Genomic DNA, 21,088 nt, shown 5'->3' with positions numbered 1-21,088 from the left:
TTCTTACGCCGGGCAGCTTCCCTGCGGCGCTGGCGCGCCTCGGGCGATCTGCCCGCCTGAATGCGTATGCGCGCAATGCTCTCGGTATCCCGGCATAGCTCCAGTGCCTTTATCTCCACTCTTCCTGCACCGCATTCCTTTCGCCGCCAGCTTCCCTACGGCGCAAAGCGCCTCCGGGTGATCTGGCGACGGGAATGCGATGTGCGCGAATCTCCCGCAGCCTTGACCTGCAGGGTACGTTGTGCTGCGCTTGCGAGTACGGGGGGGACGAAGGACGAATGATTTGAAGTAATCAGTATGTGACCAAGAAAAAATGCGTGCCGGTGCTTGGTTGATATGAACACGCCATGGGGCTTGGTCTGCCGCTTGGAGTGAACGCCAGTGAAGACGGCAACGTGATGTGCGTAGAAGCTTGTGACGCCGGGCTTTGGCGGCGGCACATGCGTCGCAACGGGGGCATGGGTAAAGGCACCCTCGCGTGGCAGTGGCTGCGGGAGCCATGCGCGCATTGGCGTCACCGGCGGCAGATCACCCGAAGGCGCCCCGGCGCCGGAGGGAAGCTGCCGCCGAAGGGACGCCGCGCAGGAAACGCTGGGGGTCCAGGGACTTCAGCCGTTAGGCGAGCGTGAAACGCGAGTCTTACGGATGAAGATAGCAGAGCTGGCGAAGCCCCCCTGGAGCGCGGGGTTGCAAGGGGCCGCCGCTCTGCGGCCCCTTGCCCGTCGGAGACATAACGAAATCGGGCGTGTTCAGCAGGGCAGGACTGTCTTCGTAGAGGCCGCATTTAGAGGAACTGCGCGACATCCTACCCGTCGGAGACATAACGAGATCGAGGGTGTTCACAAAGGCAGTCGTGCCTTCGTAGAAGCCGGGTGCAACCGCGCACGACCTCGCCTTGTCTCTCCCCTCAGCGCAGCGCCCCGCCCCCAACCCTTGCCATTCCCGCCGATTTCTGGTCTTGAAACCCCTTGCGCGCCACATCACCGCGCGGCACCGGCACCCGGCTCACGTTTCGACATGCAGCCGCCGCCCACCGGCCATCCGCCACCGCCCCGCCGGGGTTCTCCCCCCCCACGCGCGCCTGCAACCGCACGAACATTCCCAAAATATATGAGCAAAAAAAACTCGCCCTCCCACATCGCCCAGAACAAGAAGGCCCGGCATCTCTATGAACTCGACGATTTCATGGAGGCGGGCCTTGTGCTGACCGGCTCGGAGGTCAAAAGCCTGCGCGCGGGCCACGTGAACTTCCGCGACAGCTACGTGGATTTCCGCAACGGCGAAGCCTTTCTGGTGGGCCTGCACATCGCCCCGTACGACAACGCGGGCTACGCCCAGCACGACCCCGACCGCGACCGCAAGCTGCTGATGCACGCCAAGCAGATCGACACGCTGGCCTTGCGCGTGGCCCAGAAGGGCCTGACCGTGGTGCCGGTGAACCTGCACTTCAGCAAGGGCCGGGTGAAGGTGGAAATCGCCGTGGGTCGCGGCAAGAAACTGCACGACCAGCGCGAGGACCTGAAGCGCCGCGCCGCCGACCGGGATACGGAGCGCGAACTGGCCCGATTCTAGGGGATGTTTCTAAATTGTCTTTTCGCCCGTTGGCGGCGTCAAGCTTCGCCTGCCATTTCGGTCAAATACGAACAGAGTATATTCCCTCATGGCAGGCTTGCTTTCCTTGCCAACGAACGAACAGCCTAATTTAGAAACACCCCTAGAGTATCCCTGCAAATCATTGCTTGCCAACTCCAAAAAAATCCAGGTCGCACTGGCGCCCTTGAATCATCCCCCTCCCCTCGGCCATCTCCCAGCCAATCCCCAACCGCATCAGCCGGATAGCCCCGTGTCCACCCAAGCCCCCCATCTCAGCACCACGCAGGAACGCTCCCTGCGCGACATCTTTCCCGGCGATTCGCTGCTGCTCACGCCGGAACAGACCCTGATCTTCGCCACCGACGCGGGCCGCCGCATGGGCACCCCGCTGGCCGTGGTACGCCCCACCACCGAAGCACAGGTGGTGGAATTGCTGCGCCTGGCCCAGGCGGAAGGCCTGCCCGTGTACGCACGGGGCCGCGCCTCCAACCAGGTGGGCGCATGCGTGCCCGCCCGGCCCGGCATCGTGGTCTCGCTGCTGCACATGAACCGCATCCTCGACATCGCGGACGACGACTTCGTGGCCGAGGTGGAGCCGGGCGTGGTCACCTCCGACCTGCAACGCGCCGTGGAGGCGCGCGGCCTGTTCTACCCGCCGGACCCGGCCAGCATCGACATTTCCACCATCGGCGGCAACGTGGCCACCTGCGCGGGCGGCATGCGTGCCCTGAAGTACGGCGTCACCCGCGAATACGTGCTGGGGCTGACGGCGGTGCTGCCCGGCGGCAAGGTGCTGCGCACCGGTGGCCGCTGCCACAAGAACGTGGTGGGGCTGGACCTTACCCGCCTGTTCGTGGGGTCGGAAGGCACGCTGGGCATCGTCACCCGCATCGCGCTGAAGCTCCTGCCCCTGCCGCAGGCCACGGCCACCCTGCTGGCCGGTTTCGCCTCCATGGAAGCGGCCATGCACGGGGTGCGGCGCATCTTTCGCGCGGGCATCCTGCCGGTGGCGCTGGAATTCCTGAGCCCGGAAGTGCTGGACTGCGTGGCCCGCCGCCAGACGCCCCCGTGGCCCGACAGCGTGCGCGGCGCGCTGCTGATCCGCCTGGACGGCAGCCGCGAATCGCTGCCGCTGGAGGTGCGCCGCATGCACGACGCCCTTCACACCAGCGCTGGCACATCCGGCAACGAACCGCCGGTATGGTCCGCCCACGGCGTGGGCCACGACGAGGAAGAACCCCTGTGGGCCATGCGGCGCGGCATCAGCCCTTCGTCGTACCTGGTGCGGCCCAACAAGATCGGCGAGGACATCGCCGTGCCGCGCGGCCGCCTGCTGGACGCGCTGACCGGCATCCGGGCCATCGCGCAGGCGCACGACCTGCCCATCCTCACGTACGGCCACGTGGGCGACGGCAACATCCACGTAAACATCATGTACGACGGGGCAGACCCGTCGGAAACCACCCGCGCCGATGCCGCCACCGTGGAGGTCATGCACCTTGTCCGCTCCATGGATGGCACCCTTTCCGGCGAGCACGGCGTGGGCATGGCCAAGAAGGAATTCCTGCACCTGCAACTCTCGCCCCTGGAAACGGAACTGATGCGCCAGGTGAAGCACGCCTTCGACCCGCTGGGGATCATGAATCCTGATAAAGCGTACTAGGGGCACTTCTAAATTGTCTTTTCGTCCGTTGGCTTCGTCAAACTTCGCCTGCCATGTCGGTCGAATACAAGAAGAGTATACTCCCTAATGGCTGACTCGTTTTCCTTGCCAACGGAGCAAAAATCCTAATTTATAAGCGCCCCTAGGGGGCGGCAACACACCATGAGCACGGACACCTCCTCCAAATCCATGCCGCACGGCACCACGGCGGGCGACACCGCCGGGCAGCCCCGCGCCTGCCTGCTGTGCGGCCAGTGCACCGCCGTGTGCCCCGCCTTTCTGACCACCGGGCAGGAAGAACTTTCACCCCGCGCCAAGCATCTGGTGTTCGCCGCCCTGCGCGACGAACCGGGGCGCCTTGGCCTGAAGCCCGCGCGCGAACTGGCCGACCGTTGCCTGTCCTGCGGGCGCTGCGCGGCCATCTGTCCGCAGGGGCTGTCGGTGCCGCAGGCGCTGGCCGCCCTGCGCGCCCGGCATCCCAACTGGCAGCAGTGGCTGTGGAAGCAATGGATAGAGCATGGCCGCCTGCTGTGGCCCGCGCTGGCCCAGATGACCCGCGTGGTGCCCGGCGCCGTGGTGCCGGACGGCGTGCAGCACATGCTGCGGTCCGCCTCGGCCATGCTGCCCCCGCCGCCGCCCGCCCCGTGGATAGTGGCGATAGTTGCCGACCGGGCAATACCGGAAAGCCCGCATGGCAGCGACGGCCCCGAGGGAATGCGCAACGACGCGGCGGACAACGCACCGCGCGGCGAGGCCGCCCGTCCCCCGGCCATGCTCTTTGCCGGGTGCACCGCCCGGCGCATCCGCCCCCGCTGGAAGGACACGGCCCGCGCCCTGCTGCGCTGGCTGGGCCACCCCGCGCCCGCCCAGGGCGATGAAGAATCCTTCACCTGCTGCGGCTCCACCCTGGAACATGCGGGCATCCCGGACGCCGCCGCTGCGGCCCGCGCCCGCAACCTGGACGCCTGGCGCGCCGCAGGCCGCCCGCTGCTGGTCACCTTTTGCGCCACCTGCCACCACGGCCTGTCCGAATACCCCGGCCACGCCGACCTCGACTGGCAGGACGGCGAGCGCGAGGCGTGGACCGCCGCCCTGCGCCCCCTGTCCACCCTGTGGGGCGAGGCCGCGTTCCGCATCACCACCGATGCCCCGGCCCTGCCTGAAGCCGGTGCCCCCGCGCCCGTGCGCTACCATCAGCCCTGCCACCGCAAGGGCACCGACCCGGATGCCGTATGGCTGCGCGCCCTGCTGGGCAACCGCATGCGCGCCCCCGGCGGGGTGAACTGCTGCGGCATGGGCGGCGTGCTGCAACTGGCCGCGCCCGACCTTTCACGCACCGTGGCCGATGCCTGCTGGAACGCACTGCTGCCGGAGCGCACCGCCGCGTCCGCGCCCGCATCCTCTCCCGTGCCTTCCCCGGCATCTGCGTCGGCATCCGCACCCGAAGCCCCAACCGGCACGCCCCATGCCGCACGGACGCCGGACATCACCGTACTGACGGGGTGCAGTGGCTGCACCCTGCAACTGGCCGCAACTGCGCCCCCCAACGTGCGCGTGCTGCACTGGCTGGACGTGGTGGGCGTGCCGCACTCCTAGTCCGGCCCGCATCCGCGTCGCCTTTTTCGTGCATCCTCGCGGGCGGCACCACCGGCACGTCATGTCCGGGGCTGCCGCCCGCCGGTTGTGCATGCCATCTGGCCGCGCACCGGCGCCAACACCCCGCACCTGCATTGTCCGGCACGCGAATCTGCGTCACGATTGCCTGTCATTACGGTGGAATGCGCGTGAATCAGGGGTGCGCGCATTGCCAATCGCAAGTATTTGACTTATCTGAGGTGGGTTCGGCCACACGCCGCGCGGCACAGGCTTCATTCCTCTGTCGTACAGGGGGTGCAGTGCGCCATCCGCAGGTGCAGCCGAACCGCCCGCACATCGGCCCTGCGGCCATCGCCAGCCCCGCCCCCGCGCGGGGCCTTATGCGCGGCAACCGGCCATCGCCGCCCCGCGTTTTCATCGCCTCCACCTTTCGGGAGAAGGAATGTTCGATACCCTGTTCAAAAGCATCTTCGGCTCTTCCAACGACCGCTACATCAAGCGCTGCCGTGCCCACGTCGAGGCCATCAACGCTCTGGAACCGCAGATGCAGGCCCTTGCCGACGCAGACTTTCCGGCGCGCATTGCCGAATACCGCGAACAGGCCCAGAACGGCCGCAGCCTGGACGACCTGCTGCCCGAAGTCTTTGCGCTGACGCGCGAGGCGGGCAAGCGCGCCCTGAACATGCGCCACTTCGACGTGCAGTTGGTGGGCGGCATGGTGCTGCACGAAGGCCGCATCGCCGAAATGAAGACCGGTGAAGGCAAGACCCTTGTGGCTACCCTGCCCGTGGTGCTGAACGCCATCTCCGGCCTTGGCGTGCACGTGGTCACCGTCAACGACTACCTGGCCAAGCGCGACGCCGCGTGGATGGGCCGCCTGTACAACTTCCTTGGGCTGTCCGTGGGCGTCATCGTGCACGGCCTGTCCGACGAGGAACGCAAGGAAGCCTACGGCTCCGACATCACGTACGGCACCAACAACGAATTCGGCTTCGACTACCTGCGCGACAACATGAAGTTCTACCCGCACCAGCTGGTGCAGCGCGAACACAATTTCGCCATCGTGGACGAAGTGGACTCCATCCTCATCGACGAGGCGCGCACCCCGCTGATCATCTCTGGCCCGTCGGAAGATTCCACCGGCCTCTACCGCCGCGTTGACGACATCATCCCCAAACTTTCGGCCGAAACCCACTTTTCCGTGGACGAAAAGGCCCGCACCGCCACCCTTACCGACGAGGGCGTGGCCAGGTGCGAAGAACTGCTGGGCATCGACAACCTGTTCGACCCCGGCAACATCACCTTCCAGCACCACGTGTTGCAGGCCCTGAAGGCCCACCACGTGTTCCGGCGCGACGTGGACTACATCGTCACCCCCGAAGACCAGGTGGTCATCGTGGACGAGTTCACGGGCCGCCTCATGCCGGGCCGCCGCTTCAGCGACGGGCTGCACCAGGCGCTGGAAGCCAAGGAAAAGGTGAAGGTGGAAGCGGAAAACCAGACGCTGGCCTCCATCACCTTCCAGAACTACTTCCGCATGTACAAGAAGCTGGCGGGCATGACCGGCACGGCGGATACCGAAGCCGTGGAATTCCAGCAGATCTACGGGCTTCAGGTCATCACCATTCCCACCAACAAGCCCATGGTCCGCAAGGACTATCCGGATTCCATCTACCGCACCCGGCGTGAAAAGTTCGAGGCCATCGTGGCCGCCATCGGCGAGCTGCACAAGAGCGGCCAGCCGGTGCTGGTGGGCACCATCTCCATCGAGACGTCGGAACTGCTTTCGGCCATGCTCAAGAAGACGGGCGTGCCGCACAACGTGCTGAACGCCAAGCACCACGAGCAGGAAGCCGAAATCGTGGCCCAGGCGGGCCAGCACGGCAAGGTCACCATCGCCACCAACATGGCGGGCCGCGGTACCGACATCGTGCTGGGTGAAGGCGTGCGCGAAAGCGGCGGCCTGCACATCCTGGGCACCGAACGCCACGAAAGCCGCCGCATCGACAACCAGTTGCGGGGCCGTTCGGGCCGCCAGGGCGACCCCGGCTCTTCGCGGTTCTACCTTTCGCTCGAAGACGACCTGATGCGCCTGTTCGGGTCCGACCGCATCTCCGGCCTGATGCAGAAGCTGGGCATGGAAGAAGGCGAACCCATCGAGAACCGCATGGTCAGCCGGGCCATCGAAAACGCCCAGAAGCGCGTGGAAGGCCACAACTTCGAAATCCGCAAGACGCTGCTGGACTACGACAACGTCATGAACCAGCAGCGCGAGGTCATCTACACCCTGCGCCGCGAGACCATGATGGAGGCGGACCTTGAAGAGACCGCCGTCGAATTCATGGACGACCTGTTCGACGAAATCTACGGCGATGCGGAACAGGGCAAGGGCAACGAGGGCGACGACGCCAAGGCCTACGCCATGGCCCGCCTGCGCGACGTGTTCAACATCACCCGCGTTTTGCCCCTCGGCAACGATCCGCGGACGGATGGCAACCTGCCCGACCGCGAAACCGCGCGCGGCGCCGTGCTGTCCATTCTGGACGAACTGAAGCGCGACACCGGCGAGGTGTACCGCGACATCGTGCGCTTCTTCCTGCTGGAAGAAGTGGACCGCTGCTGGAAGGAACACCTGCTGAACATGGACCACCTGCGCGACGGCATCGGCCTGCGCGGGTACGGCCAGCGCGACCCCAAGCAGGAATACAAGCGCGAGGGCTTCGAACTGTTTCAGGAAATGCTGTTCCGCGTGCGCGAAAACCTGTTCCGCGCCCTGACCCGCCTGCGCATCCAGCGCGAGGAACAGGCACCGCCCGAAGAACTGAAGCAGGAATTCAAGCACAAGGAAGAGCCCAAAAGCCTGAACTATTCCGGCGCGCAGAAGGAAACCCCGTCCGCCTCGCCCGAGCGACGAGCCGAGCCCAAAGTTGGCCGCAACGACCCGTGCCCCTGCGGCAGCGGCCAGAAATACAAGAAGTGCTGCGGCGCGTAACGCGCCGTACGGCACAGTCGCACACAATCAGGGGCGGCGCGGGGGTTCTCGCGCCGCCCTTCACTTTTCCGGGACTTGCCCGTAATACGCACGGCGTGCACCGCTGCACGCCGGATGGCGCCACCCCCGCGCGACGGCATGGCCAAAAGGCACGCCCCGGCAACCACGGCATGCCATTGCATGCCACGGCACACCCTGCGCGCCGTCACGCGCCAGCGGGCACCCCACGCACCCGACAACCGGCCCACCGGGCCGAACACGGAGCCAGTATGGCCACCAACGACACCCCGGCAGCGTCCCCGACCACCAACGGCGAACCCCCCGCCCCCTGCGCGGCCCCCAAGGGCTTCCGCTTTGCCACCACGGGCGCCGGGTTCCGAAAGTCGGGTCGGGACGATCTGGCCCTGGTGGTCAGCGATACCCCCGCCGTGGCCGCCGCCGTGTTCACCAAAAACCTGTTCCAGGCCGCCCCGGTGCTGGTTGCGCGCGACATTCTGGCCCGCTCCCCCAAGGCCCGCGCGGTGCTGATAAATTCCGGCCAGGCCAACGCCTGCACCGGCGACGAGGGGCTGGGCAACTGCCGCGCCACGCTGGAACTGGTGGCCGCCGCCACCGGCCTTGCGCCGCAGGACATCCTGCCCGCGTCCACGGGTGTCATCGGCTCGCAACTGCCCATGGACAAGTGGGCCGCCGCCGTGCCCGCCCTTGCGGCGGACCTTGGCCGGAAAGGCCCGGAAGATTTCGCCAAAGCCATCATGACCACCGACGCCTTTCCCAAGTTCGCCTCGCGCACGGTGGAGCTTTCCGGCGGCACGGTGACCCTGGTGGGCATGGCCAAGGGCGCGGGCATGATCTGCCCGAACATGGCCACCATGCTGGCCACCGTGCTGTGCGACGCCGACGTGGAGCCCGCCGCCTGGCAGGCCCTGTTCCGCGATGCGGTGGACGCCACCTTCAACCGGGTGACCGTGGACGGCGACACATCCACCAACGACACCGTGTTCGGGCTGGCCAACGGCGCATCCGGCGTGGCCGCGCGCGGCGCGGACCTGGCCGTGCTGGGCGCGGCGCTTACCGGCGTGCTGGGCGACGTGGCCTACATGCTGGTGCAGGACGGCGAAGGCGCCACCAAGGTCATCCACATCAACGTGGCGGGCGCGCGCGACGACGCCGACGCGGAACTGGCCGCGCGCACCGTGGGCCATTCGCAACTGGTCAAGACGGCCATGTACGGGCGCGATGCCAACTGGGGCCGCATCGTGGCGGCGCTGGGCCGCAGCGGGGCCACCTTCAACCCTGCGGCGGTCATCGTGTCGCTGTGCGGGGTTGAGCTGTTCCGGGGCGGGCAGCCCACCAATCTGGACTTTGACGCGCTGCTCAAGGAACCGCTGGCCGGGCGCGACATCGTGGTCAACATCATGCTGGGCAACGGGTCCGGCAGCTACCGGCTGCTGGCGTCGGACCTGACGCACGACTACATCAGCTGCAACGCCGACTACCGCAGTTAACGGCGGAAGGTTGGCGGCTGGCTGGTGGCGGCTGGCAGGGAACTTACAGGGATCGGCTGACTGCTGGCGACTGGCCGACAAGGGCCGACGACTGGCGGCGATGCCGGTCGAAGGTTCACGGCTGGAAGCCGGGGTTGCATGACGGGTTGCGGTTCGCGCCGAATAGCGCGTGCTGACGCGCGCAATATGGCGACGATGCCCCCCGTCTCACCTTCCGCCCCACGAAAGTGGGCCACGCGCTTGACAGCGCGCCCGCCAACCGGGTACACACGCTTTCTCGCGCGGCGTGCCGCGCGACAATGGAGAGGTGGCCGAGCGGCCGAAGGCGCTCCCCTGCTAAGGGAGTATACGGGCAAAACCTGTATCGAGAGTTCAAATCTCTCCCTCTCCGCCAGACGGCAAAGGGTCACGGTGCAAACCGTGACCCTTTTCGCGTTTAACTTCATGCAATTACACTCTTTTCTGGCATTACGAACCAGTCCCCGCACACCAGAAAGCCCCTCGCGGCAGCCACGATGCCAAACTCCAACGAACGGACCATGGCATCGCGGCCTTCGTTGCGCGAGAAGAACGGAAGGTCATCTCCCCCCGGACCAAGGCCGCCCTTGCTGTAGCCAAAGAGCGAGGGGCAAGCTGGGGTGCCCCACCGAGGCGACGCACCTCCGGCAGTACGGCAACGCCGCCGGAGTGGACGCCGTAAAGCAGAACGCCGACGCACGGGCGCAGGCCTTCGGTCCCTCCCCGAATCCATCCAGACATCGGGAATAACGTCGGCCAAGGGGATAGCCGAAGAGTTGAACCGTCGTTGTGTTGCCACCCCTCGTGGTGTTAAGCGGCATGCATCGACCGTCAAAAATCTGCTTACTCGATTATAGTCAACCATTTTAAATTTTCTGGACGCCAACAGACGATACTTAAAAGGGCGCCTTGAATGCCATTCAAGACATCAGAATTTGCATAACCACTTATCTGCAATGCACAATATTGCATATTATCAAGAATATATGGAATGTTATTTCTTTATACCAACATATATTCTAGGCGCTATTTATATTTTGCATTGAACATATTTATTTAACTATTACATGAGCATTCTGTATAAATACTGAATACTCTCCACAAGCAAAGAGAATATCGAATTTCAATATTGATACAAAAGTAACAACTCAATTAAAATATATTTTATTCAACTTGCAATATCATTACTCACGCCATAAATCTCCACTATATACATACAATATATAATATTGCGCTATGGTTTGCGGAGATACATTGCAGAAGATACATTCGGATGACCATCTGGAAACATTTCAGCAAGCCGATTCCGCAAGGCAATCATATATTCAGAGATCTTTCTGTCATTAGGCTTTCCCCCGTGGGCTAAGTCCCAAAGAATCCAAGTTGCAGCATTGAAAATTTGCTCTGCGTTATGAGCGCAGAAGTATGCGAAACGCCATTCGACACCCACATTGAGTTCAGGATGAAGTAGTGGTGCTTCAATCTTGCCAGAAGGGTGTACGGCAAGATCGCGCAGTCGATAGATCACTTTGAGGTTCTGCCGAAGAGTGGATACCCCCTTCGACCTCAGGCTGAATGCTTGGCGGAGCACCTCGGCAACCTGTGAATAGCGTGGGGTTCGTTTGGTACGCCACCGTTCAACCAGGCTGGACGGAAGTGCGACATTCGTTTGCACAAGAGAGTAGAAGGCATCGATAGCGATAGCAGCGGCCATAATCGCCTGCATAGAAGCCTCGAATTCGCGCTCAAGTGTCGCAGCCTTTTGCTCTTCATCTGTCCCTGACCATGCGATATCTCGATCAACTCGCTTCGCCTTTGCCTCTTGGAGGTGCCGAAGAGAAATTTCTGTCCAAGTGGGACACACATCAAACCGCACATGAAGCGTTACTTTGCTCGTAAAATTTCCGTCATCACCAATGCCGATCGTGAGACCACCAGAGGGCACGGCAACTGTCATGCCCCGTGTAATGAAAATTCCTGGCATGCTTTTTCAAGACTCCTTTGCTACCAGAGAGCTAACGTGGCAACACAGCATAGCACCATCCGGGGTATGTTGTCGTAAGGCGTCCGCCTTGTCACTACAGTTAATCACATCCTGGACTGGTCGGCATTCTCTTCTTGATTTGGTGTCCTTAGAAGGACTTCGCCAAAATGTATATCTGTTGATTTTTTTGTTGAATTGCCCGCTCAGCCTGCCAAACATTCTCTCCGCTAACAAAAGCATTTAATACTATTACACACTACAAAATCCCCATATCTTGACGCTAAATTCAGTTTTATACCTGAGTTATATTTTTACCCAAAAAAACACACCATACAATCCTTCGGAAAAAGAGATGGGCACCGCTGTGGCCCTTTTCAATAATTGAAAGAGGTTTCGGACCCGTTACCCCCCAAGATCGACAAGGAGGGTTTTGTTTGTACCCCAACTAGCCCATATGCGTGAAGGTTTGAGATGCGCTGTGACAGGAGGCTGTATGGCGGTGTATCCCCCAAAAATTTCTTTATATCCCTACAGAGGGCGCGACCCCAGAAAACTCGAGAAACGGCGTAAAGACAGAATGATAGCCAACGCCATTGAAGAGTACGTCAACACCGAGTTCACCACCCTCATGGCGCATGACCATACGCACAGCGCCTTCGACTACGATTCCATCGCAGGCGCCATAGGTGAAAACGAACGCACCGTATCGCGACTGATGCTTGAAACCGACGGGGTATCAGGCATCATCATAACCTTCCCCAAGCACAAGTCGCCACCTTACTGACCGCACCTGTTAGCTACAGTTTTTTGCCTAACCGATAACTTGCCTCGAATCCCCCCTACTGCGAATGCTCTCAAGACGCTTCGGCAGACACAAAGAAAGACTGTTATTTCGGCAGCAAACGCATCTAAACTGTCGATTTTCTCCCTCTCCGCCAGACGGCAAAGGGTCACGGTGCAAACCGTGGCCCTTTTCGCGTATAATTTCAAATCCGGTATCCGCACATGGCGTGTGCCAAATGCCCCGCACTTCCCGCACGGCGCCCCGCCCCCCCCTTCACCGCATCCAACTTTTCCGAAAATAAAAATTGACCTTGCATATAGACACGGTATGCATGGGAGAAAACCCCGCAGGAGGTTCCCATGCCCAGAGTGTTCGCCCTGTTGTTTCTCGCTTTGATATTGGCGGGTTGTGCCCGTGTGCCCAAACCGGTGGGGCATGCCTTTTCCACGCAGCAGCAGTTGGAAGCCGCCGAGCACTGGCGCGAACTGGCCGCAACGATACTTGACGGCCTGAAGCTGGAACCGGGAACCCCGGTCCATGTGGTGCAGGACGACCGGTCCGATTTCGGGCGTGCGTTCTCGCAGTTCATGCGGCACGAGGCCATGCTGCGCGGCATGCCGGTCAGTTCCTCGCCCAAGGGCGCCATTGTGCTGGACTGGGGCACCCAGATCGTCGAGCACAAGGGGCCGCGCCCGCAGAACGCCCCCTTCCCCGGAACGGGCCTGCTGCTGGCCGGGCTGGGCATGGCGGGCGCGCACACCTACACTCACAACGACGCCACCTGGCATGACAGCCTTGATACCATCCTGATCATGAGCGGCCTTGCCATAGAGGCCGCGCACGCGGCTCCGCAGTGGGGAGCCATGCAGACCACCGACACCGAACTCATCATCGGCGTCGTGGCCAGGCAGGACGGGCAGCTTCGCCGCAACTTCCTGGCCGTCTACTACATCGACAAGGCCGAGAAGGAGCAATACTGGGAACGTCAGGTTCCGTGGGAAGCGCCTGCCGTGCTGCCCACCAGGCAACTTCAGGTCGTCAACAAGTAGGGGGGCCGCATGAAACCGTTCGCTACCGTTTTCCGTTCCGGCCACGCGCTGCTTGTGCTGCTGGCCTTGGCCTGCGTCCTGCTTTCCGCCGCCTGCGCGCCCCGGCAATCGACGGACGCGCAGAATACCCCCTATGAGCTGGGCAGCGACTACGTGGAGGCAGGCTACTCCATCGCCGACAAGCTGGATTCCAACCTGCGCCTGCCCATTTCCAAGGACCAGCCCATCATCGTGGCCAGCTTTGTCAACGTGAACAACCTGACGGAATCCTCCACCTTCGGCAGGATGATAGCGGAACACGTGGGGTCGCGGCTTTCGCAGCGGGGCTACCATGTGGTGGAACTGAAGCTGCGCCAGAACTCGCTGTTCGTGCAGGAAGGCAAAGGGGAATTCATGCTGAGCCGTGACGTGCGGGAAATCAGTCGGATGCACAACGCCGCCACCGTGGTGGTCGGCACGTATGCGGTGGTGCGTTCCAGCGTTTCCGGCCACAGCACCCCGCAAGAAAAGATCTACGTGGCCTCGCGCATCGTCCGGGCCGACGACAGCATGGTTCTTTCGTCCTGCGATTATTCGGTGGTGAACAGCCCGGTGGTTTCGCCCCTGGCCGAATGGTAGGTTAGCCGTCGATTGCGGCTACCCGCAGACATTCGTGACACAGGCCCTGCAGGCAGGTCGGCATACCGACCTGCCTGCAGGGCCTGTCGCGTTGCGGCGCACGGGCCGCGCGCCGCAAGAAATCCGGTCTTCCAGGGCTGGGCGCGCAGGCCGTTACCCCCCGCCGCCAGCCTCAATTCCTCTTGATCAACCCCACCAGGAACAGCAGCACGATGGCACCCACCACGGCGGTGACCAGCGATCCCATCATGCCGCCGCCGTGCACGCCCACCATGTTGAACAGAAAGCCACCCAGCACTGCGCCCACCACGCCCACGGCCATGTTGCCCAGAAAGCCGAAGCCGCGCCCCTGCATCAGTTTGGCGGCCAGCCAACCCGCCAGCGCGCCCAGCAGCAGAAACCAGATGATGCCCATGTGCGTATCCTCCCGTTGTGAATGACCACGGCTGAGCGGCATGCCGCCGCGCCCGTCCTGCCCGTCCCATTGATCGTTTCGGGCCGCCTGCATTTTCTTGCACTATCTTCAATCTACCCGGAAGCAGCACACTTGTCTGTATCCGCGCGGCATGGAATGACTGGCGCCGTCCCCACAGGCGCGCGGCACGCGTAGCGCCCGGCGCAGATGCACGGTCTTTGCCCGGTCACGCACGCGGTTGCCCACAACGCTTACGGGGGTGTATGCTGCGTCCAGCAGCCTGCCGGGCGCTGCATGCCAGACCCCGCGCCCGGCGCGCCCTCGTCCGCAACCGCCACTCAACCGTTAAGGAAGATTCCCATGCGCATCCTTGTCCTTCTCCTTGCCCTGCTGCTGTTGCCGGGCGCGGCCATCAGCGCCCACGCCGTGCTCGGCCTGTTCGAAAACAACTACCGGGTGGTGTTCGACGCCGTGCCCGACATCAAGGACGAAAAGATCTACCTTGGCGAATCGGTGATGGGCGACATCACCAAGCGCGAACTGAAGGGCAGCACCGTGGTGCTCACAGTGGACGTGAAAAGGGAATTCCTGGGCAACATGGTGGATACCTCGGTGTTCGTGGTGGAGGGCGGCCACCTGAAGCACGCCACCCTCGGCCAGTCGTCCACCCCGCTGAAGGAGGGGGCCAACGTGCTCGGCTTTACCGATGCGCTGCGCCTCAACCTGTTCAAGGCCAAGGCGGCCATGAACGACCTTGGCGATTACCTGCGCAAGAAGGCCGACGAACTGGCCAGGTAGCGCACGTTGCCCAAGTCACCCAAATAGCGCAGGACACGCCCGGTGACACGCCGGGGGCAGAATCCGGCAAACGCACACGGCCCGGCTGGGGTACGGGACACATCCCGCCCTGCCGGGCCACTTCGTGCGGATAGAAGGCTGGTCAGTGCCGGAACTGACCGGTGCTGTCAGGGGGTGACCGGTGCTGTCAGGGGGTGACCGGTGCTGTCAGGACTCAGCTTTCGCAACGTCCGTTCCGCGCCAGCCCGCATATCAGGCTATTCCAGCCGCCCCAGCATGATGGAGGTCACCAGCCGGTGGCGCGAAACTCCACCTCGCCACCAGTAGGCCACGGGGTGGCCGGTGGCGTCGGTGGCCAGCCCGATGACCCCGCTGCCCACGCCGCCGATGCCCGGCTCTCGCGTATCGCGGGGCAGTGCGGCCAGCCATGCGGCGCTGCCCCGCTCCAGGCCGGGAGCGATGGCCGGGGGCGCCTCCACCTGCGGTGGCCTAGTCTGCCCCGAGAATGAGCCGGGCACGGGGGTCAGTGCCTGACCCGCAACGGGGTGCACAGCCGATGCACCCGTCGGCAACACGGTCCGCGCCGCCTCCGATCCGGGGCTGCCCACCTCGCGCATGGCGGCAAGGTCACCGTGCGGACTCAGGGTACAGTCGGCAACGGGCAACAGCACCTCGCCGGGCCGGGCCGGATTGAGGCGCGGCGTGGCCAGCGCCACCATCACATGCCCGGTGGCGGAACTGGCGCTGCGTTCGGCGGGCCGCAGCCAGGCCACCACATCGCCGGGGCGCAGGTCGGAAACCCGCTCCAGCCGCAGCCAGCCCGTGCCGTCGCCCTTGGGCCCGGCGCGCAGGATGCTGCGGTGAAAATCCTCCGCCCGTGGGCGGTAGTGCTTGCCGCTGCGGTCCACGGTGGCCAGCGCCGAGGGGTTCACCTCATACAGCAGCAGCGACAGGAAACCGGAACAGTTCAGCTCGAAGCGGCCCGTGTCCTCGTCCACCACGTAGCTGCCGGTGTAGCGGGTGCTGCGCACCTGCGAAAGCACGCGCACCGCCTCTGCGTACAGCGCCCCGGCGCCTTCCGTGGCGGGCTGGTCGCCGAAGTTCGGCATATGTTCCGTGGCTGGGGCGGCGGGGGCGGTGGAGGTGTCGGGGCCGGAGGACGCAGGCCCGACCGACGCGGAATCGGACAGGGCCGGACCAAGCAGGGCCGGACCAGACTGGGCAGGACTAGACAGGGCCGAACCAGACGGAGCAGGATCGGCGGAAACAGGGCTGCCGGAAACGGAACCGTCAGGCCGGGAAGGCGCCGACGCCGGGGCGGGGGGGGCCTCGGCTGCGTCAGCCGTTGCCTGCGGCATTGCCGCTTCTGCCGCCACGGCGGGTGCACCGGGCAGGCACGCAAGCAACCACGTCAGGTGGCACGCCAGCAGCCACCGGGCCGCCACGCGCAGACGTTGCCAAGAACGAATTCCCGGCCACCCCGCCGACAGGGTCAGTGCCTCGGCCCGCTGCTCTCCGTCAGTACACATCGGCTCTCCTTCCCGCGTCGGGTCCGCATCATGTTCGCATCTGGTCGCGACGGGTCGGGGGCGACTCCGGGTCGACTCTGCGGCGGGTCTGCTTCGAATCTGGGCATGCCCCATCATCTCCGCGCAAACCCTGCGCTGCCTGCGCCATGCGGCAAACGACAGCCTACGCCCCGCCTGGCCGCAGGTTCAGCATATCGTAAATGGTGTCCATGTCCACGGCGGCACGCACGGCATCGGCCAGCCGGTCCAGCGCCGGGTCCAGCGAATAGGGGGCCACCACGCGGCCCAGTGGGTCCAGCCCCCGGCGCACGCGCAGCCCGTCCAGGAAATGCCTGCGAAAGCCGTCGGCATCGAACACCCCGTGCAGCGAGGTGCCCCACACCCGCCCCCCGTGGGTGCCCCAACCCAGCGGGCCGCCGTCCTCGCGCAGCAGGAAGGGGAAGGCAGCGCCCGCACCTGCGGGGCAGCCGGGGCCAATCTGGCTGTCTGACCCTATCTGGCTGTCTGGCCCGATCTGGCTGTCCGAGTCGACTGGGCCGACGGAATCGTCGCCATCGTCCCCCACACCGTCCCCGCCGCTTCCCTCGGCCACGGTGATGCCGTGACGAATCTCGTACCCCGACACCGGCAGACCGCTGCGCGGGTGCATCCCCACCGTACGGCGCAGGGTCTTTTCCGCCGCCAGTTCGGTGCGCACCGGCAACAGGCCCAGCCCCTGCTCGTCTCCGCCGCCTTCCAGCCCCAGCGGGTCGGCCACGCACAGGCCCAGCATCTGCAACCCGGCGCAGATACCCGCCACCACCGGCCCGTCCGGGTTGCGCGCAAGGCTCCCCAGCGCATCGGCCATGCCCGTGGCGCGCAACGCCCGCAGGTCGCCGGTGGTGTTCTTGCTGCCCGGCAGGATCACCGCGTCGGGCATCCTGCCGTCCGGCGCTGGCAGGTCAGCCGGGGTGCGGGCCACGCGCAGCCGCACGTCCGGTTCGCCGCGCAGGGCGTCCACGTCGGTAAAATTGCTGATGTGCGGCAGGTCCACCAGCACGATGTCCAACAGGGTGTCCGGCAGGATGTCCGGCAGGATGTCCGGCACGCCGTCCCGCCCCGTGCCCGGCGCCCCATGGCGCAGGCCCGGCAGCCCTTCCTTGAAGGTCACGGAGTCCTCTTCCGGCAGGCCCAGGTCGCGCAGGTACGGCACCACGCCCAGCACGGGCCGCCCGGTGCGCTCCTTCATGAACTCCAGCGCTGGGTCCAGCAGGCTGGCATCGCCCCGGAACTTGTTCAGCAGGTAGCCCGCCACGTGATTGCGTTCCCAGTCCTCCAGCAGTTCCATGGTGCCCACCAGCGCGGCGAACACCCCGCCCCGGTCGATGTCGCCCACCAGCAGCACCCGCGCCCCGGCATGGCGGGCCATGGCCATGTTCACGATGTCGTGGGCCTTCAGGTTGATTTCCGCCGGGCTGCCCGCCCCCTCGATAACCATCACGTCGTGCTCTGCCGCCAGGCTGTCGTAGGCGGCAAAGGCCGCGTCGCGCGCCTGCGGCTTGTAGCCCACGTACTGGCGCACCCGCATGACGCCCACGGGCCGCCCCATGACGATGACCTGCGACCCCACGTCGGAACAGGGCTTCAGCAGCACCGGGTTCATGCGCACGTCCGGGTCCAGCCGACAGGCTGCCGCCTGCACCGCCTGCGCCCGGCCCATTTCCAGCCCGTCGGGGGTGACGCAGGAATTGAGCGCCATGTTCTGCGCCTTGAACGGGGCCACGCGTAGGCCGTCCTGCAGGAAGATGCGGCAGAACGCGGCGGCAAGGATGCTCTTGCCCGCGTTGGAGCAGGTGCCCTGTATCATCAGGGCCGGGGTGCGGCAGGTGCGGGGCGAAATGTCGGCGGGCAGGACAGGGGATGCGGACGGTGCGGGTGCCGAGGATGAAGTGGTCGGGGTGGACGGGGGAGTGACGGAATTCATGGGCCAAGGTCTAGCGCGAATCGCACCGCTCCGCCAGAGCGGCCTCCCTCAACTCGGGACCAATTCAAACCGGTTCGGGCCGCCTTACGCAACTGCCATGCCCGCCACCTTACCCGCCCATCGCCCTACCCGCCGCCGTCCCGCCAGACGGTCCATCATCACGGCGCACATCCCCCACACCCCGCCGTAATTTGTTCTCACGCCTTGCCCCAACATCCCCGGTGGGTTATCTTTCGGAAAGGCTCGGGCTTTCCTTCTTTCGCCGCCGTTCCCGTGCGGCCCCCGGCCCGCCTCCACCGCCCCTTCGGCAACCCCCAACCGGGAGCACCGCCATGAACAGAACGCTCAAACTCGTGGCCGCCGCCATCGGCGCCCTGGTCATCCTTGCCGCCGCAGCCATCGCCATCGTGGTGGCCACCATCAACCCCAACGACTACAAGGGCCGCATCGCCGATGCCGCGCGCTCGGCCACGGGCCGCGAACTGGTCTTCGACGGCGACCTTTCGCTGTCCTTCTTTCCGTGGCTGGGCGTTGCCTTCGGCCCCATGCACCTCGGCAATCCGCCGGACTTTCCCAAGGCGCCCGCCCCGTCCCCTGCATCTGGGGATGACGACATTTTCCTGCGCATCAAGGGCGGTGGGCTGCGCGTGGCCTTCATGCCCCTGCTGTCCAAGCGGGTGGAGGTGGCGGAACTGATGCTGGACGGGCTGCACCTGAACCTGGTGCGCGCCGCCGATGGCCGCACCAACTGGGACTTCGCCAAGCCCGGCCAGGCTCCGGCAGCGCCCGCGTCCCCCGCGGCTCCCACCCCCCAGCCCGCACAGCCACAGGCCTCGGGCGGCGCCCCCATGGCCGTGGCCGTGGACAGCCTGTCGGTGAACGGGGCCTCGCTGTCCTTCCGCGACCTGGGCACCGGGCAGCAGTTCCGCGCCCGCGACCTGAACATCAACGTCAACGGCCTGGCCCCCGGCGGCGACCCCGCCGACATCAAGCTTGTCGTGGCCATGTCCGGCCAGAAGCCGGACATCGAGGCGGACCTGTCCGTCATCGCCAAGGTGCAGTCCGACCTGGACGGCTCGGTATTGCGGGTGAACGGACTGACCGTGACCCTTACCCCCAAGGGCGGCGTGGTGCCCGCCGGGCTCGGCAAGGTGGAACTGGCGGGCGATCTGACCTTCCACACCGTGCCGCAGCGGCTGGACATCGCCCGGCTGTCGCTGTCCACACCCACCATGAAGGTGGGCGCCAACGGCACCGCCGCGCTGGGGGCGCAGTCGTTCGAGGGGCTGCTGACCCTGGCCGGGTCACCCCGCAAGGCGCTGGAATCGCTGGGCACCCCCATGCGCACCGCCGACCCCAAGGCGCTGGACGCCCTGGACCTCACACTGGACGTGCAGGCCACGCCCGCCAAGGTGGATGTGCGCACCATCACCGGCAAGCTGGACGACACCGCCATTCAGGGCAAGGCGTCCGCCGTGATGGGCGCGGTGCAGGTCATCCGGGCAGAGTTGGCGCTGGACGCCATCGACGTGGACCGCTACCTGCCGCCGGAAGGGGACAAGCAGGCCGGGGGCAAGGCCCCCGAAAAGGGCGCTGCACCAGCTGCCGGCAAGGACGGCAAGGCGGCCCCGCAGGACGGCACGGCAGAGGCCAAGAAGAGCCTGCGCACCATCGACGCGGACGTCACCTTCAAGGCCGGACGGCTGGTAGCCGCCAAGGTACCCATGACCAACGTGCTGGTGCGTCTGGTGGCCGACAAGGGGCTGGTGCGCATCAATCCGCTGCAACTGAACCTCGGCGGCGGCGCGGTGAACGGCGACATCACCGCCGACACCCGCGCCGAAGCGACCAGGTCGCGCATCGTCACCACCGTGAAGGGGGTGGAGGTGGGCGAACTGCAACAGGCCGCGCTGGGCAAGCGCCATGTTTCGGCCCGCACCGACGTGAAGACCGACCTCACCGCCACCGGCGACGACTGGAACGCCGCCAAGCACACCCTGGCGGGCACGGCCTCGCTGGCCATGACCCAGGGTACCATCCACGGCTTCCAGATCATCCCCGAAGGCATCAAGGGCGCGGAATCCAAGCGTGCCGGGTCGTCCGGCCAGAAGTTCGACAGCCTCACTGCGTCCATCCGCGCCGACAAGGGCGTGGTCAGCAACAAGGACCTCAAGTTCGTTTCGCCGGGCATCGGCGCCACGGGCGCGGGCACCGCCGACCTTGGCCGCAACGTGGTGGATTACGCCGCCACGCTCGACGTCACCGGTTTGCCCAAGATCCCCATCAAGATCAGTGGCGCGCTGGATTCGCCCAGCTACGGGGTGGACCCGACCAAGATGCTGATGAACACCCTGGAAGGCGCCGGTGGCGTCATTCAGGCCCCGGTGGAAAAGGGGGGCGAAGCCGTGAAGGGCATCGGCGGGGCCATCAAGGGCCTGTTGCCGGGCCAGAAGCAGTAGCAGGAACCAACAGCCGCCCGGTATGCGTATCCACCCAAACGTGGGCGCATTCCGGGCGGCATTGTGACCGTACGCGTCTTCGGGGCGCACGCGGGGGGAATGGCAACGAGCCGCGCACG

The 21,088-nt window shown here is 65.1% G+C and carries 14 protein-coding genes and 1 tRNA gene; 11 read left to right on the top strand and 4 right to left on the bottom strand.

Annotated features, from left to right (window positions below; translation table 11 throughout):
• The first annotated feature begins 1,110 nt into the window (after positions 1 to 1,110).
• The 6 genes from smpB to ABWO17_RS08355 all read left to right on the top strand — a co-directional run bounded on the left by smpB (position 1,111) and on the right by ABWO17_RS08355 (position 9,746).
• Complete coding sequence (gene smpB / locus ABWO17_RS08380) at positions 1,111 to 1,572, top strand: SsrA-binding protein SmpB (RefSeq protein WP_353117475.1); 462 nt, start codon at positions 1,111 to 1,113, stop codon at positions 1,570 to 1,572.
• A gap of 271 nt (positions 1,573 to 1,843) precedes the next feature.
• Positions 1,844 to 3,256: an FAD-binding oxidoreductase gene (locus ABWO17_RS08375; RefSeq protein ID WP_353117473.1), complete on the top strand. Its 1,413-nt coding sequence runs from the start codon at positions 1,844 to 1,846 to the stop codon at positions 3,254 to 3,256.
• A gap of 162 nt (positions 3,257 to 3,418) precedes the next feature.
• Positions 3,419 to 4,852, top strand: a complete 1,434-nt coding sequence (locus ABWO17_RS08370) for a (Fe-S)-binding protein (RefSeq protein ID WP_353117471.1) — start codon at positions 3,419 to 3,421, stop codon at positions 4,850 to 4,852.
• 442 nt (positions 4,853 to 5,294) lie between these two features.
• On the top strand, positions 5,295 to 7,844 hold the full coding sequence (gene secA / locus ABWO17_RS08365) for a preprotein translocase subunit SecA (RefSeq protein WP_353117469.1): 2,550 nt from the start codon (positions 5,295 to 5,297) through the stop codon (positions 7,842 to 7,844).
• A 269-nt stretch (positions 7,845 to 8,113) separates the two neighbouring features.
• Positions 8,114 to 9,352 carry a bifunctional glutamate N-acetyltransferase/amino-acid acetyltransferase ArgJ gene (argJ, locus tag ABWO17_RS08360; RefSeq protein WP_353117467.1) on the top strand — a complete coding sequence of 413 codons (1,239 nt, stop codon included), beginning with the start codon at positions 8,114 to 8,116 and terminating at the stop codon, positions 9,350 to 9,352.
• A 301-nt stretch (positions 9,353 to 9,653) separates the two neighbouring features.
• Positions 9,654 to 9,746, top strand: a tRNA-Ser gene (locus ABWO17_RS08355).
• Between the two features lie 858 nt (positions 9,747 to 10,604).
• On the opposite strand, the gene ABWO17_RS08350 is transcribed toward ABWO17_RS08355, so the two are convergent.
• Positions 10,605 to 11,354: a hypothetical protein gene (locus ABWO17_RS08350; protein WP_353117465.1), complete on the bottom strand. Its 750-nt coding sequence runs from the start codon at positions 11,352 to 11,354 to the stop codon at positions 10,605 to 10,607.
• 493 nt (positions 11,355 to 11,847) lie between these two features.
• Between ABWO17_RS08350 and ABWO17_RS08345 the strand changes: the two genes are divergently transcribed.
• From ABWO17_RS08345 to ABWO17_RS08335, 3 genes are all read left to right on the top strand, one after another.
• Positions 11,848 to 12,138 (top strand): hypothetical protein, encoded by a 291-nt coding sequence (locus ABWO17_RS08345; RefSeq protein ID WP_353117463.1) that lies wholly within the window; start codon positions 11,848 to 11,850, stop codon positions 12,136 to 12,138.
• Between the two features lie 359 nt (positions 12,139 to 12,497).
• A complete protein-coding gene (locus ABWO17_RS08340) occupies positions 12,498 to 13,187 on the top strand; it encodes a hypothetical protein (RefSeq protein WP_353117461.1) in 690 nt (229 codons plus the stop codon).
• Between the two features lie 9 nt (positions 13,188 to 13,196).
• Entirely contained in the window at positions 13,197 to 13,805 is a 609-nt protein-coding gene (locus tag ABWO17_RS08335) for a FlgO family outer membrane protein (protein ID WP_353117459.1), read from the top strand.
• Positions 13,806 to 13,977: 172 nt separating this feature from the next.
• On the opposite strand, the gene ABWO17_RS08330 is transcribed toward ABWO17_RS08335, so the two are convergent.
• Complete coding sequence (locus tag ABWO17_RS08330) at positions 13,978 to 14,220, bottom strand: GlsB/YeaQ/YmgE family stress response membrane protein (RefSeq protein ID WP_353117457.1); 243 nt, start codon at positions 14,218 to 14,220, stop codon at positions 13,978 to 13,980.
• Positions 14,221 to 14,580: 360 nt separating this feature from the next.
• Between ABWO17_RS08330 and ABWO17_RS08325 the strand changes: the two genes are divergently transcribed.
• Positions 14,581 to 15,018, top strand: a complete 438-nt coding sequence (locus tag ABWO17_RS08325; RefSeq protein ID WP_353117455.1) for a hypothetical protein — start codon at positions 14,581 to 14,583, stop codon at positions 15,016 to 15,018.
• Between the two features lie 257 nt (positions 15,019 to 15,275).
• Here ABWO17_RS08325 and ABWO17_RS08320 read toward each other — a convergent pair whose 3' ends face one another.
• Together ABWO17_RS08320 and ABWO17_RS08315 are read right to left on the bottom strand one after the other, a co-directional pair.
• On the bottom strand, positions 15,276 to 16,547 hold the full coding sequence (locus ABWO17_RS08320; RefSeq protein WP_353117453.1) for a hypothetical protein: 1,272 nt from the start codon (positions 16,545 to 16,547) through the stop codon (positions 15,276 to 15,278).
• Positions 16,548 to 16,710: 163 nt separating this feature from the next.
• A complete protein-coding gene (locus tag ABWO17_RS08315; protein WP_353117505.1) occupies positions 16,711 to 18,393 on the bottom strand; it encodes a cobyric acid synthase in 1,683 nt (560 codons plus the stop codon).
• A gap of 449 nt (positions 18,394 to 18,842) precedes the next feature.
• On the opposite strand from ABWO17_RS08315, the gene ABWO17_RS08310 reads away from it, so the two are divergent.
• The gene (locus ABWO17_RS08310) at positions 18,843 to 20,969 is read left to right on the top strand and encodes an AsmA family protein (RefSeq protein ID WP_353117452.1); all 2,127 of its coding nucleotides are present in this window, start codon (positions 18,843 to 18,845) and stop codon (positions 20,967 to 20,969) included.
• Positions 20,970 to 21,088 lie beyond the last annotated feature (119 nt).

Origin of the sequence: Nitratidesulfovibrio sp. (assembly GCF_040373385.1) — a bacterium.
In the GTDB taxonomy this organism is placed as follows: Bacteria; Desulfobacterota; Desulfovibrionia; order Desulfovibrionales; family Desulfovibrionaceae; genus Cupidesulfovibrio.
Note: the sequence above shows the minus strand (reverse complement) of the source record. Positions and strands in the feature narration are given on the sequence as shown.